Here is a 14,240-nt window from a genome sequence, read left to right as displayed (position 1 = left end):
GTGCCGAAAAGGACTGACATGTTTAGCCGCGCCTTGTTCGGCGACATGGGTAAACCCGTTCAAGAGGGCGCGAAAGGTGGATTATATGTTCGCAAATCTGCGCCATCTATGGCGCAGCGCCGCGCCTTGGGTGCCTTTACTCTGTTGCAAGACGGCGAAAGCATCCAAACTCAAACTGAGTTAGACGCACAAAAGGCGCATGATCTGGTCAAAGCGACAAGCTATTTCCTTGGCATCGACGCCGTCGGCATTTCGCGCTGTCCTGACTGGACATGGTATTCACATGACGCCGCTGGCCAGCCGATTGATCCGCCTCATGATCATGCTATTAGCATGATCGTTGACCAAGGCTTTGACACCATGGAAGGCTCGTCAGGCGACGATTGGATCGCTGTTGCGATGTCAATGCGGGCCTATCTGCGCTTTTCTTTGCTTGGCGGGGTCATGGCACGGCAGTTGCGCAACCTTGGTTACAAAGCCAAAGCGCATTCGGTTATGGATGGTGAAGTGCTGCAACCACCATTGTTGCTCTTGGCAGGGTTGGGCGAAGTTAGCCGCATTGGCGAGGTGATTTTGAATCCTTACCTTGGCCCACGATTGAAATCCGGTGTGGTCACGACAGACCTCCCAATGGTGCACGATAAGCCCATTGATTTCGGTCTGCAGAAATTCTGTGATGCCTGCAAGAAATGCGCGCGAGAATGCCCGTCTGGTGCCATTACCGCCGGTCCAAAATTGATGTTTAATGGTTATGAGATTTGGAAATCTGATAGCCAAAAATGTACAACGTATCGGATCACAACTCCGGGCGGTGCAATGTGTGGGCGATGCATGAAAACATGCCCATGGAACTTAGAGGGTATTTTGGCAGACAGCGCATTCCGTTGGGCTGCAATGAAAGTACCCGGCACAGCCCCAGCGTTGGCCAAGCTCGATGACATGATGGATCGTGGTAGCTTAAACACGCTCAAAAAATGGTGGTGGGATCTCGAGATCCAAGAAGACGGTGGATACCGGCCAACCGATAAACCTGTTAACGCACGTAACTTACAAAAAGATCTCGACCTTAAATACGAAGATCAAACTTTGGCAGTTTATCCTGCGAACTTGGCCCCGCACCCTTATGCATATCCTTATCCAATGGATCGGGAAGCTGGGATTGAAGCCTACCAAGCGATGGTTACGGCGGAAGAATATCAGGAACGTTTGGCGAATGGTGACGAAAGCGCAGTACATAAGCGCCCGGATTTCTCGGATAGTCCGGTGTTGCAGGTATTGATCACAAAAGCCGAGGCCCAAGCTGACAGTGTGACCAAGTACGAAATGCAAAGCCTTGATGGTTCGGACCTACCAGAATGGACCGCAGGTGCGCATCTCGATATCGTTGTTGCCCCAGAATTTCTGCGCCAATACTCCATGAGTGGTAACCCGGCGGATCGTTCGAAGTACCAGATTGGAGTACTTCGGGAAGATAGTGGGCGCGGGGGCTCAGCACTGTTGCACCGTATTTTCGCAGAGGGTCGTAAGATCTTTGTGTCAAAACCGATCAACCATTTCCCATTGCATGAGGATGGGACCAAGTCGTTCCTGATGGGCGGGGGTATTGGCATCACGCCGATGATCGCAATGGCGCATCGTTTGCATGCAATCGGCGGCGACTTTGAGTTGCACTATTCAGGTCGATCTCGTGAAACCATGGGCTTCCTCGAAGACCTCGCCGCTTTCCCTTGGGCAGACAAAGTGGAGCTGCATGTCTCTTCAGAAGGCAGCCGGGCGGACATGGATGATATTCTAAAATACTCCAAAGGCGCGCATGTTTATACCTGTGGTGCAGAGCCTTATATGCAGGCCGTTATGGATGCCGCTGAAGCAGGTGGCTTTCCAGAGGACAATCGTCATTTGGAATACTTCAGCGTTCCTGAAGCTCCGGAATATGAAAATCACCCGTTCACCATCAAGCTGGCAAAGTCTGGAAAAACATTCCAAGTACCAGCCGATAAATCTGCGGCGGATGTCTTAGTAGAAAACGGTATTCCGATTGATATTAAGTGTGCCGACGGAATTTGTGGTGTGTGTAAGTGTGGCCTGAAATCAGGCGATGTGGAGCATCGTGACTACGTTTTGTCTAAGGCACAGCGTGAAACGGCCATCGTGACATGTCAGTCTCGTGCCGCCGAAGCTGACGGTGTCATCGAACTAGATCTTTAAGAACTTATGACCCTTGGCGGTATGCGCTGGGGGTCATGCCAAATCGGGCTTTGAACAGACGCGTGAAATGCTGAAAGTTGCCCATTCCCCACTTTATTGACACTTGTGAAATGGACATGTTGGCCATCAATGGATTGCGCAGCTCTTCTGCAATCTTGTCCAAACGTGCGTCACGGATGTAAGCAGATAAACTTTCATTACTGTCAGCAAATAAACGGCGTAGTGAACGGCGGGACACACCCATCGCCACGGCGATTTGAGTAGGGTTAAGCTCATGTTCTCTAAGGTTTTCACGTACATAGGCTTTGGTACGCAATAGCATCATAGATTGAGGGCGCGATAGCTGGTGTTGCTCCGGTGTTAAGGTCGCTAGAGATGCAGCCAAAAGGTCCAGAATTGTATCCTGTAGGAGGTGCTTTACCTCATCAGTCTGCGTGCCAATCATGCTTGCATATTGGCATAAATGCGCATGGGCCATCCGTACCAATGCGCTGTTCCCGTCAACGCGTCTTGCGGTTAACATTTCAACGTTTGGCAGTCGGGTGATCAGGTCCTTGTAGGGCAACTGAATGACAAGTTGATCAACCTTGTTTACGCATTCTACCGAGTATGGTTCAGCTGTGGAATAAAGCGCAAAATCACCTGGCTCTAAGAACGCTTGGCGGTGCGATTGCGTGACGTTGCAGCTTTCTCCAAGCGGCACACTCACCATAAAAAAGCGTTCAGAATCACGGCTGATCTGGCTTTTGTTGCGCGACACGGTTTGCGCACTTGCTTTGATGAATGAGAGGTTCAGTCGCGACAAGCGCTCTAGCGAGATACTACCGTTGAACGAACTGGGATCGGGTGCTTCGCAGGCGATCGGCAAATACGCATCGCAGGCCGCATCTTGCCAATAAGAGAATCGATCTCTTTGCATCACATTCTTCGTATCAAAAAGCATTTGCATCGCATCGCTCATTTTTTGTGTGCGGGCAGGGCAATTGTCCGGGAATCACAAAGTTTCTGTCCGGCAAAAGCAAGCACGCTTGGGGAATTAATAACACAATTACAATTGAGACTAAATCCATCAGGGAAATTATGTTATGAAAATGGAACCAAATATCGTCAAAGTGGCTGCTGTTCAGGCAGCCCCAGCTTGGATTGATTTAAAGGCTGGCGTTGAAAAGACTATTAAGTTGATCGACGAGGCTGGCGCACAAGGCGTGCAGTTGATTGTCTTCCCAGAGACTTGGTTGCCGGGCTATCCTTGGCAAATCTGGATGGGGCCACCGGCTTTCGCCATTCATTATTTCGGCGCTTATATGCAAAACTCGATTGTTGCTGGTAGCGACGAAGAAAAAGCGATTTGTAATGCAGCGCGCCGCAACAAAATCCACGTACAGATGGGTGTGTCTGAACGTATTAGCGGTAGTCTCTATATCGCGCAGTGGCACATCAATGCTGAAGGTGAAGTCATTTCACGCCGTAAGAAACTGAAACCAACGCATGTCGAGCGTTCGGTGTTTGGCGAAGGTGACGGCAGTGACATTATTGTAAACGATACTGAGCTTGGTAAAATCGGTGGGCTTTGCTGCTGGGAACACTTCCAGCCTCTGTCCAAATACGCGATGTTTGCACAGGGCGAACAAATTCACTGTGCGGCATGGCCAGCCTTTAGCCTGTACGACAAGCTGACTCATGGCTTCAGTGCAGAGGTCAATACCAACGTAAACCAAACCTATGCGATGGAAGGCCAAGTATTTGTTATTCAATCTTGCGCCGTGATTTCGCAGGAAATCTATGATGAGTTGGTAACGTCAGAGCAACAACAGAAGTTCATGGAAGTTGGTGGCGGGTACTCTCGTATTTGGGGTCCAGATGGTGCGACACTTGGTGAGAACCTTGCACCAACAGAAGAAGGCCTCGTCGTTGCAGAAATCGACCTCAGCCGCATTCTGTTGGCCAAAGTTGCCCATGATCCTGCAGGTCACTATTCGCGAGCAGATGCTTTGGCTCTGGTGCACAATAAAAAGCCGCTTAAGCCGGTTTTGACACCAAGTGAAGCAGGTCAGGTTATGCGCGACGCTTCTGAAAACGCTGAGCCGGAAACAGATGCTGAAATAGCTGCTCAATAAAAAAACTGGGCCAGGGCGTTAACCCTGGCCCATTTATTTTGACATCTAAAGTGGGAGAATTTCATGGAAATGTTTGGAGAGGGCAGCCGTAAACTGCAGGATCGGTACAATGCTCGCAAAGTCGCAGACCTAGTCGTAGGCGCTACAACTGTTTCAAATTTTGATGACGATAAGTTCGGCTATCGCGAATTTATCGAAGAGTCGTCGTATTTCTTTCTCGCGACATCTTCGGGTGAAAACACGGATTGTTCTTACAAAGGCGGGCCCAAGGGATTCATCAAAATCACCGGTCCAAACACGTTGGTTTACCCTGATTATGACGGCAATCGCATGTACAAATCGCTTGGCAACATAATCGAAAACCCGAATGTGGGCATGCTGTTTGTCCGCTTTGAAAACGAAGAAGGTAAACGGTATCTGCGTGTTCGGATCAACGGCGTCGCAACGCTTCACGATGAACATCCAATGCTAGGCGAATTTCCAGGTGCAAAGCGATTGATCGAAATTAATACGAAGCACATCTATTTGAATTGCGGTCGTTACATCCCCGAAATGACCCTTGTAGAAGAGTCAGCTCACCTTCCCAAAGAAGGTAAGGAACAGCCTGTTCCTGCTTGGAAAATGAAACCAGGTATCCGGGAAGCTTTGGAAGGATCTGATTAATCAGATTGCGCACTATGTTTGGCGGTATCCCTTGGGAGTAATACCTTGGGTGCTGCGAAACAGTGTTGAAAAATGCTGAAGGTTAGAAAAGCCGTTTCGCATCGCAATTTCGCTAATCGATAAACTTGCATACCGTTGATCACGCAATTCCAATGCGACACGCTTTAACCGTTCCGCACGAATATATTCCGCGATAGAGTTATCTTCTTTCGCGAAAATCGCATTCAGTCGCCGAACGGACATACCAATATCGTCTGCGACCATGGTGCGATCCAGATCAGGGTTTCCCAAGTTTCCGCGAATAAAACTCTTTGCCCGCATCATGACGTGCTGTTCTGGCGAGGACAGCTCGACCCTTTGGCCAATCTCGCTGGCTAGGCCGGTCGCGATTAGGTCTATCAAAGTGGCCTGAACCATTTCGCGCAACGCTGGATTATTTTCATTGGCGTGTTTTGAAAATTCGATAATGTTTTCGCTTACCAATTTACCGATGCCAGATTGCCCATCAATCTTATGCGCGACCAGCGCATGTGCATTCGGCAATCGCGCAATCAGTTTGTCTTTCGGAAGCTGTACAACCGTCTTTGAAAAGTCGTCAGACAACTCCAGCTTGTAAGGGTCTGAACTTGCATAAAGTGCCATGTCACCCGGGTTTAGGACCGACGTTTTACCAAATTGCGTGATTCGCGAAGTCTTGGCAGTTTGCAAACTCAGCAGAAAATATTCGTCAGTCGCACTTCTAATATCGCGCTTCCGTCGCTCGGCCGTATGCGCCATGCCAGAGACATGAGAAACAGAAAGTACAGAGTGACGGTGTATTTCCAACGAGCCGTTGAAATCGTTTACGTTTTTCGTGTCACATCCCAGCTGGACATAGCTTTCGCAGATCACGTCACGCCAGTAGGCGAAGCGATCTAAAGCGGCAACTTTCGCCGTATCGTATCGAGCTGTGAGATCCATTAAAAACTAGTCCTATTTTCATCTAATTTTGCGTGAATGACCCAAAAACGCAAGTTTTTAAGCCCAGTTTCGAAAGCAACCAACAGTTTTCGCCTCCAGACTAAGCTTATCAATTGGGAGAATTCACATGTCACAACAATTCAAAGTTGCCGCGGTTCAAGCTGCGCCTTGCTACCTCGACCTTCAAGCTGGGATCGAAAAAGCGGTTAAGTACATCGAAGAAGCCGCTAAGGCCGGTGCGAAACTTGTCGTCTTTCCGGAAACATGGTTGCCGGGGTATCCAAACCATATTTGGCTTGGCCCTGTGGCATGGCAAATGCAATTTGTCGGCCGCTATTTTGAAAATTCCATCGAAGCGGGTTCCGAAGAAGATCAAGCAATTGCGAAAGCGGCGCGTGACAACAACATTCAAGTGTCCATGGGCTTGTCCGAGCGCGCAGGCGGTTCGTTGTACATTGCTCAATGGCATTACGATGAAAATGGCGAAGTCATCAAACGCCGCCGTAAACTAAAACCAACCCACGTAGAGCGTACTGTATTCGGCAGTGGCGATGGTTCAGACTTGCACGTCGCAGAAACATCACTTGGCCGTATTGGTCAGCTTAGCTGCTGGGAACACCTTCAGCCGCTTTCTAAATACGCGATGTATTCAGACAATGAGCAGATCCACTGCGCTGCTTGGCCAAACCTCTCATTGTACAAAGGCGGAGCATATGCCCTTGGCCACGAAGTGAACAACGGCGCATCTATGTTGTACGCTGTAGAAGGTAGCTGTTTCGTTATCGCCGCCTGCGCATTGGTCAGCAAAGAACAGCAAGACATACTGTGTGAAGGCGATCCAATGAAAGAGTCATTGTGCCCTGTCGGCGGTGGCTACACTAAAATCTATGCACCAGACGGGCAGTCCATCGGTAACGTCATTCCTGACACCGAAGAAGGCATCGTCTTTGCGGACATTGATCTGGGTATGATCGCCTATGCGAAAGCGGCGGCAGACCCAGCGGGCCACTATGCGCGCCCAGACGTCACACGCCTTATGATCAACCGCAAAGCACAACGTCCAGTTATGGCATTTGACGAAACCTCAGGTTTGTCGCTGGTAGACGACTCTGAAACTGCTGAACTCCAAGACGCAGAATAAGTCTCAGTGTGTCCCCGGTATTTTAGCGCCGGGGACATTTCACACGATGCAATCAACACTTGGAGGCCAAAATGCCAACGCCAGAGGAATTTTACACCGACTCTCAACGCGCTCTTCAGGAAGAGGGAAAACAAGACAAGCTGGCGCAGGTTGTGGTGCATGCCATTGTCCGCGACGAGCTTGAAGAAATTCACACCGATTATATCACCAGCCGCGATTACTTTTTCCTGTCCAGCGTGAGCTCCAAAGGCGAACCGACAGTGTCGTACAAAGGTGGCGACGTAGGATTTGTCAAAGTCCTGTCCAACAACCGTCTGATCTTTCCGAACTATGACGGCAACGGAATGTGGTTCTCGCTCGGCAACATCGACGAAACCGCAAAGGTTGGGATGCTGTTCATGGATATGGTCACACCATGGCGTATTCGCGTGCAAGGCACTGCGAAACTAAGCCGTGATCCGGAGCTTGTTGGCCAATTCCCCGGTGCCAACATGGTCATTGATGTTCATGTTGATTCAGTTTTCCAAAATTGCGCGCGCTATATTCACAAACACACCCGTGTTGAAACTTCGCCATATGTGCCGGATGCCGAAGGCAAAGCACCCTTCCCAGCTTGGAAACGCATTGATCCGCTGCAACCTTTCTTGCACCCGGATGACCAGGGCCGTGCCGAAAGCGAAGGCGGCACAATTTCCGAAGAGGAATACCTTGAAAAGGTAATTAAGGGCACGTCCTGAGCTCTTTCAAAGGAAGTTCATAGCGACCTAAACCGAATGCTTTTCACAAGAAATTCGAGGCACCAAAGAGGGCCCTCGGACCCTAAAAGTGAACCTTTTAACTACCGATTTCGTGGCGGCCTACGTCACCACAGAAACACCGTTGGCGGCACGTTATCTGCCCACGGCAACAATGAACAAACGGCTGCACACAGAATGCGGTCTTTGACCTTTAACCAACAATAGGGAGAACAATAATGAAAACGACACTTCTTTTTGCAGCCACGCTTATGGCCGGTGCTGCATTTATGGCTGAACCAGCGAAAGCAGATGGTCACGCACCAGTTTGTGGTCTGAACACTGGTACCGCTGCGACTGGTGACCCGATTAAAGTGGGGGGCATCAACGGGAACGCCCCTCCGGGTGACTTCTCTGGTGGGACAGACGGTGCTGCCGCGTATTTCGACTGTGTAAACGCGAATGGTGGCGTCAACGGCCGTCCAATCGAATACATCGTTGAAAACGATCAGTGGAATCCAGAATTGGCGGGCCAAGTGGCAACCAAACTCGTCAAAGACGAAAACGTGGTAGCCTTGGTTGGCAACGGTTCTGTCGTTGAAATGGCGGTAAATGCCCCACTTTATGCATCCGAAGACGTCATGGTCATGGCATCCGGTTGCGCGATCTCTGAATGCTACGAAAGCAGCCATATCGTTTCCACGAACCAAGGCCCATTGCCTTCAGGCATCGGCGCACTGAAATTCGCAATCGAAGAGCTTGGTGCAACAAACGCAGCCTGCATCGGTTTCAATATCCCAAACAATGGCGGTTGGGCGTGTGACTGGATGAACGAGTATATGGAAAGCAAGGGCCTGCAAGGCACTTCGATCCTAATGGACCCAACAGCCGTTGATCTGAACTCTGTCTATCTACAAGCCCTCGCCGAAGGCGTAGACACCATTCTGTTGATGCTGCCAGCAGGCCCTGCAATTGGTCTTCTGAAAGTCGCAGAAGAACAAGGTGGCCGTGACTTGTTCAAATGGGTTTCTCCAACGCCTTTGTATGAACCAGGTGTCGGCGAAATCCTGGGTGAGTACTGGTCTGAAAACCTGTACATCAACATCGAGCTGAACGAGTTCGACAGCGAAGGTGCGGACAACCAAAACTGGGCCAAAGTGGTCGAGGCTTATGGCCAAGACGGCGACCGTCAGGACACGTTCAGCCAATCTGGCTACATCTCAGCTAAGTTTTTTGTCGACGCATTGCTGAAGTTGGATCCAGCTACAATTGATCGTCCAACTGTCACGAAGGCCATCCAAGGCATCGTTGGCGCAGAGTCTGATTTGCTGTGCAAACCTTACTATGTCGGCGAAGCAGATCGTCACATGCCAAATCACGCTGGCCGTATGGTTGTCTTTAAAGACGGCGGTTTTGAACTGGTGCGTGATTGCTATGACATCGACACCAATTACCTCGATCCGATCCGTGCGCAGGAAGCTGCTCTGGGTCTGAAGTAACCACCTCCCAAGAGGGGCGGTGCGGCCTAGGTTGCCCGCCCCAATTAAGGAAAGTCTCATGCTGAAAGTCTACGGTCTCTTTCTGGTCTCTGGCCTTGCAGTAGGGTCGCTTTACGCGCTCGCTGGCATTGGTCTGGTGATCTTGCGCCGCTCTACTGGGTTTTTAAACTTTGCCTACGGCGCCCTTGCAGCCGCGGCAGCGATGGTGGCTTGGCAAGTCGCAGATTGGGGCGCTTGGGGCCCAATTGCTTGGCTCTCTGCATTGCTCACCGGTGTCATCCTAAGTGTCGCTTATGGACGTATCATTGCGCCGTCTCTGGCTTGGCGCGAGCCGGCAGTCAAGGCGGTCGCAACGCTGGGCTACATGCTTATTCTTCTGGGCGTCATGGGGCTATTGTGGGACGATGAACTCCGCAAGCTCAGCCTGCCGACTGATAAGATGGCGACCACGTTATTGGGTGTTCGCGTCACCGTGACCCGTATGATTGCACTCGGCCTCTCGGTCGCTGCAGTGATCGCTATGATTTTGTATCTAGATAGGTCCCGCATGGGTCTAAACATGCGCGCATTGGCGGATGATCGCGATCATGCCGCGTTGCTCGGTATTCCTATTGTGCGCGTGGAAACAATCGCTTGGTGTATCTCTGGCGCACTGGCCGGCGTAACCGGCTTACTCTTTGGTAGCCTTGTGCGCCTAGAACCAACTGTCATCACCTTCATGGTTATTCCAGCCACAGCTGCGGCGATTGTTGGACGATTGAATTCATTGCCAATGACCCTGCTGGGCGGCCTGCTGATCGGTGTCGTTGAGGCGATGCTGACACTCTACAAACCCCTCGCACCGTTACGGGCCATGACACCCTTTGTGATCGCTGGCTTGGTCATCCTTTGGATGCAACGCGGCACCAACTTAACATTCGCGACAAAGGATTAATCCAATGCAACTCCTTACGCATAAATCCACGCTTGTCGGTCTCGTAGCCTTATTACTGGCAGTGATCCTACTACCCATGTTCGCGGGCGCCCTTTGGGTCAAAGTCCTGACGTCAGCTGCGATTTTCGCACTAGCGGCGAGCGGTGTATCCTTGGTCTACGCCCAGCTCGGTCTAATCAACTTGGCACAAATCGCCCTAATCGGTATTGGCGGCTGGATCGCATTGCGCCTGAACTACGGCACTGCACTTCCTGTCACTTTAATTGTTCTAGGCTCGGGTATTTTAACGGGTCTTATTGGTGCGCTCTTTGCGCTGCCAGCATTACGCATGCGGGGCCTATACCTCGCGCTCGTCACCTTGATGGTCGCAGCACTCTTTCAGATCATGTTCAACGCCTTTCAATTCCCGAATGGTGGCGAAGGTTTCTGGGGTGTCGCACAAAAATCTGCGGCATCTATTCGACGACCTGCGTTCGCTGAAACAGATGAAGCCTATTTTCGCTATGTACTGATCGCTCTCGGATTATCTTTTGCCTTGATTGGTCTTCATAAAGCAGGCCGCCCAGGTCGCGCGTGGGCAATGACACGACAATCAGAAGCCAATGCAATGGCGGCAGGGATCAATGTCACGTTCTACAAACTTTGGGCCTTTGCCTTGTCGGGCTTGCTCGCAGGTATCGCGGGCGCACTCTTAGCCGGAGCACTTGGCCAGTTGGATGCACGCAGCTTTCTCGCCGGCGAGGGAATTCTCCTCTTCGCCCTCGCCGTAGTTGGCGGAGCATTCAGCTGGCTCGGGGCTGTGTTTGCGGGCTTGCTGTACAAATTGCTGCCAGCTTTGTTCAACGATTGGGGGCTAAGTGCCGATATTGCTCTGATTATTTTTGGCGGCGCCTTGATGCACGCCATCATGACCGCGCCACACGGCATCGCGGGCCAGATCCTCGGCGCATTCAATAAGGAAAAATCCGATGATTGAGATTCAAGATATCACGGTCAAATTCGGTGGCGTTGTTGCGCTGGATCAAGTCACACTCAAAATTGCAGATGATGTAGTTGGGCTAATCGGCCCGAACGGAGCCGGAAAAACGACCCTCACAAACGCCTTTTCGGGCTTTGTGAACGTCGCAAATGGTTCCATCACGGTCAATGGCACAAACCTTATCGACCTCGCGCCACACCTGCGCACGCGCTGGGGCCTAGCCCGGTCATTCCAAAAGGTCCAAATTGTGCCGGACCTGTCAGTCGAAGATCACCTAAAGGCGGTGCTCGACGGCAAAGGCATCCCCGCGTCCCAGCGCAAAGGTGCCGTGTCCAAAGCACTCGAATACGTAGGTATTTCTGATATCCGCTTCCGCAAAGGGTCTACATTGAACCCCTATCAGCGGCGCATGACCGAAATCGCGAAATGTCTAATAGGTGCCCCACGCATCGTCTTGCTAGATGAACCGGGTGGTGGCCTTTCTGAATCTGAAATGCAGCATCTGCGCGAAGTTATCACAGGCATTCACCCGGAATTTGGTGCACAGGTTTTGCTTGTGGATCACGACGTTGATCTCATCCGCGATGTCTGCGCGTCGACCGCTGTTTTGGACTTCGGCAAACTCATTGCCTTTGGTCAGACAGATGAAGTTTTGGCCGATGAAGTTGTGAAAACAGCTTATCTGGGTCGCTAAGGAGAGCCAAATGTTAGAACTCAAAGATGTCACTATCGAAGGCCCAACACGACGCGTTATCGACCAAGTGTCCCTAACAATTGAACCGGGACAAATCGTTGCCTTGCTTGGGCCAAACGGCGCCGGGAAATCTGAATTGGTCCTTGGTATTGCGGGGGTATTGCCGGTGACCGGTCAAATTCTGGTCGAAAACGCCGATGTTACCGGCAAAGGGGTGCAAACCATCCGTGCGCAAGGCGTCGCAGCCATTCCAGAAGGGCATCAAACACTGCCTGGTCTTTCGGTCATTGATAACCTACGCGCCGCTGGTCCTGAATTAAGCGACGCAGAACTAGAGGCTTCAGTCGAAGACGCGTTAGAAATTTTCCCGGAATTGCGTGAAAAGTCTCAGCAGGCGGCCGGATCCCTGTCCGGTGGTCAACAGCAGATGGTCGCTATTGCGCAAGCACTCGTGTCGCGCCCCAAATACCTGTTGCTTGATGAAATGAGCCTTGGCCTTGCGCCGGTTATCATTGAACGACTGGTGGGTGTCGTACGCAATCTACGGGCCAAAGGAATGGGCATTTTGTTGATTGAACAATTCACCCAACTTGCATTGGACGTGGCAGATCAAGCGCACGTTATTGCCCAAGGCCGTTTGAAATTTTCTGGCACACCGGAAAAATTAAAAGAAGATCGTTCGATCTTGGAACAAGCCTATTTGGGTTAAAGCTTAGCGTACTTTAAAAGCAGGCGATGAAGGACTTCAAAGTCCTCATCGCTCAGCTCTTCACGCAATTTCGCGTCAAACCCCATGGCCGCATCGCGCAGGTCGACAAAGACCTCTTCACCGGCCTTTGTAAGGTGCAAAACAGTATGACGCCGATCATTCGTGTCGATCTTGCGGGTTAAATAGCCTTTTTCATCCAATGCGCTTACAGCGCGAGATACCTTGGTCTTGTGAATGCGAGCACGCTCGCAAATATCTTTTGCCGTCAACTCACTAAAGGTGCCCAGATGAAAGACAACCCGCCATTCTGTGCGAAGCATTTTGTATTTCTCACGGTAATACGTTTGAAATTCCATGCTCAACTGATCCGCAGCCTGCGTCATTAAATAGGGCAGGAAGTCGCTTAGGTCATAGGATCCAGAATTGGTTTGTTTATTCATCGGGCGTCTTTCTGTGTCCGTTAGCCCCCTAATGTGGAGACTGATCGGGGTGGGCTTGGTCAAAGGCCGGCAATTTGGCCAGTTCTGCAGAAACAGCGCGTATTTTTGGCATTTCAGTCAAATCAACACCCCAACGTTCTGCGTTGTACAGCTGCGGCATAAGGCAAATATCTGCCAAAGTCACGGTTTCGCCGAAGCAATACTTAGATCCATCTAGCATATTTTCCAAAGCGACCAATCCCTTGGTAATGAAATGTTGCATCCATTGTTTGGTTTCAATGTTCTCATTGGATTGGCTCACCGCGAATTTTACCACGTTCAAGTTACAGACGGGGTGGATTTCCATTGCGACAGCAAATGCCAGCGCACGCACTGTTGCACGGTCTGCTGGTGCCTGTGGTAATAGGCCGAGCGATCTCGTTTCATCTAAGTATTCGATGACCGCGACGGACTGCGTCATCATCAGCCCGTCTATCTCAAGTGCAGGAACCAGACCCTGGGGGTTACGGGCTAAATGGGTATCGCTCTTATGGTCCCCATCCAGCAAATTTACGATTTCGGTTTCCCATTCGAGATTTGCCAACCCCAAGGCAATCCGCACCCGATAGCTCGCAGAAGAACGCCAGTAGTCATAAAGTTTAATCATTTTTCTATCTCTTTCATTATGTCGTCCAAGGCGGATTTAAGCGGTGCAAATTTGGTACTTAAGCGCTCCTGCAATTCTCCTTGAAAGCGTTTCGCAATGGGAACCAAATCAGCGACCAGCTCATAGCCTTTTTCCGTCAGGGCCAATTCAAGCAAACGGCGGTCTTCCGGGTCAGTTCTTTTCGTCAAATATCCGGCCGAATCTAAGCGAGTGACCGCTCGGCTGATTTTGGATTTGTCCATGCTGACCCGCCATTGGATGTCTCGAACAGAGAGACTGTCCGAATAAGCAAGATTCACCAGAATGCGCCATTCGGGCACAGAAATGCCGTGCCGTTCTCGGTACTGAGTTGCAAGGTTGTTGCTAAGATACGAAGAAATAACAGAAAATTGGTATGGCAGATAACTGTCCAAATCAAATTCTGGCAGATTCTTTCTCATCGTCACGCTCCAATAGCAGGCCTGTCAGCTCTAAACTGCGGGAAAAATGGTTTCACTTGCAACAAAAAACTTGACA

At 50.7% G+C, this 14,240-nt stretch carries 15 protein-coding genes; 10 read left to right on the top strand and 5 right to left on the bottom strand.

Annotation, left to right across the window (positions count from 1 at the left end; genetic code table 11):
• The coding region (locus tag Q4544_RS13605) for a 2Fe-2S iron-sulfur cluster-binding protein (RefSeq protein WP_303507130.1) at positions 1-2,208 on the top strand (2,208 nt) is incomplete at its 5' end.
• 4 nt (positions 2,209-2,212) lie between these two features.
• Here Q4544_RS13605 and Q4544_RS13600 read toward each other — a convergent pair.
• On the bottom strand, positions 2,213-3,127 hold the full coding sequence (locus Q4544_RS13600; protein WP_303507128.1) for a helix-turn-helix domain-containing protein: 915 nt from the start codon (positions 3,125-3,127) through the stop codon (positions 2,213-2,215).
• A gap of 166 nt (positions 3,128-3,293) precedes the next feature.
• Between Q4544_RS13600 and Q4544_RS13595 the strand changes: the two genes are divergently transcribed.
• Complete coding sequence (locus tag Q4544_RS13595) at positions 3,294-4,325, top strand: carbon-nitrogen hydrolase family protein (protein ID WP_303507126.1); 1,032 nt, start codon at positions 3,294-3,296, stop codon at positions 4,323-4,325.
• A 63-nt stretch (positions 4,326-4,388) separates the two neighbouring features.
• Positions 4,389-4,988 carry a pyridoxamine 5'-phosphate oxidase family protein gene (locus Q4544_RS13590; protein WP_303507124.1) on the top strand — a complete coding sequence of 200 codons (600 nt, stop codon included), beginning with the start codon at positions 4,389-4,391 and terminating at the stop codon, positions 4,986-4,988.
• A gap of 12 nt (positions 4,989-5,000) precedes the next feature.
• Here the strand turns inward: Q4544_RS13590 and Q4544_RS13585 are convergent, their stop codons facing one another.
• Positions 5,001-5,948, bottom strand: coding sequence for a helix-turn-helix domain-containing protein (locus Q4544_RS13585; protein ID WP_303507122.1), 948 nt, complete (start codon positions 5,946-5,948; stop codon positions 5,001-5,003).
• Positions 5,949-6,075: 127 nt separating this feature from the next.
• On the opposite strand from Q4544_RS13585, the gene Q4544_RS13580 reads away from it, so the two are divergent.
• The 7 genes from Q4544_RS13580 to Q4544_RS13550 all read left to right on the top strand — a co-directional run bounded on the left by Q4544_RS13580 (position 6,076) and on the right by Q4544_RS13550 (position 12,638).
• Entirely contained in the window at positions 6,076-7,089 is a 1,014-nt protein-coding gene (locus tag Q4544_RS13580; RefSeq protein WP_303507120.1) for a carbon-nitrogen hydrolase family protein, read from the top strand.
• A gap of 71 nt (positions 7,090-7,160) precedes the next feature.
• Positions 7,161-7,826, top strand: coding sequence for a pyridoxamine 5'-phosphate oxidase family protein (locus Q4544_RS13575; protein WP_303507118.1), 666 nt, complete (start codon positions 7,161-7,163; stop codon positions 7,824-7,826).
• Between the two features lie 236 nt (positions 7,827-8,062).
• On the top strand, positions 8,063-9,322 hold the full coding sequence (locus Q4544_RS13570; RefSeq protein WP_303507117.1) for an ABC transporter substrate-binding protein: 1,260 nt from the start codon (positions 8,063-8,065) through the stop codon (positions 9,320-9,322).
• Positions 9,323-9,380: 58 nt separating this feature from the next.
• The gene (locus tag Q4544_RS13565) at positions 9,381-10,256 is read left to right on the top strand and encodes a branched-chain amino acid ABC transporter permease (protein WP_303507114.1); all 876 of its coding nucleotides are present in this window, start codon (positions 9,381-9,383) and stop codon (positions 10,254-10,256) included.
• 4 nt (positions 10,257-10,260) lie between these two features.
• Positions 10,261-11,232, top strand: a complete 972-nt coding sequence (locus tag Q4544_RS13560) for a branched-chain amino acid ABC transporter permease (RefSeq protein ID WP_303507112.1) — start codon at positions 10,261-10,263, stop codon at positions 11,230-11,232.
• Positions 11,225-11,929, top strand: coding sequence for an ABC transporter ATP-binding protein (locus Q4544_RS13555; RefSeq protein ID WP_303507110.1), 705 nt, complete (start codon positions 11,225-11,227; stop codon positions 11,927-11,929). The genes Q4544_RS13560 and Q4544_RS13555 overlap by 8 nt, the downstream gene beginning before the upstream one ends.
• Before the next feature lie 10 nt (positions 11,930-11,939).
• Entirely contained in the window at positions 11,940-12,638 is a 699-nt protein-coding gene (locus Q4544_RS13550; RefSeq protein ID WP_303507108.1) for an ABC transporter ATP-binding protein, read from the top strand.
• Here the strand turns inward: Q4544_RS13550 and Q4544_RS13545 are convergent.
• Genes Q4544_RS13545 through Q4544_RS13535 form a run of 3 tightly spaced genes read right to left on the bottom strand, consistent with a single transcriptional unit; the run spans position 12,635 to position 14,164 of the window.
• Positions 12,635-13,078 (bottom strand): MarR family winged helix-turn-helix transcriptional regulator, encoded by a 444-nt coding sequence (locus Q4544_RS13545; RefSeq protein WP_303507107.1) that lies wholly within the window; start codon positions 13,076-13,078, stop codon positions 12,635-12,637. The genes Q4544_RS13550 and Q4544_RS13545 overlap by 4 nt on opposite strands.
• Positions 13,079-13,106: 28 nt before the next feature.
• Positions 13,107-13,724, bottom strand: coding sequence for a maleylacetoacetate isomerase (gene maiA / locus Q4544_RS13540; RefSeq protein ID WP_303507105.1), 618 nt, complete (start codon positions 13,722-13,724; stop codon positions 13,107-13,109).
• Complete coding sequence (locus Q4544_RS13535; RefSeq protein ID WP_303507103.1) at positions 13,721-14,164, bottom strand: MarR family winged helix-turn-helix transcriptional regulator; 444 nt, start codon at positions 14,162-14,164, stop codon at positions 13,721-13,723. Before Q4544_RS13535 ends, maiA begins: the two co-directional genes overlap by 4 nt.
• Positions 14,165-14,240 lie beyond the last annotated feature (76 nt).

It is taken from the genome of Cognatishimia sp. 1_MG-2023, from assembly GCF_030548175.1.
Classification (GTDB): domain Bacteria; phylum Pseudomonadota; class Alphaproteobacteria; order Rhodobacterales; family Rhodobacteraceae; genus Cognatishimia.
This window is presented reverse-complemented; position numbering and strand designations above follow the sequence as displayed.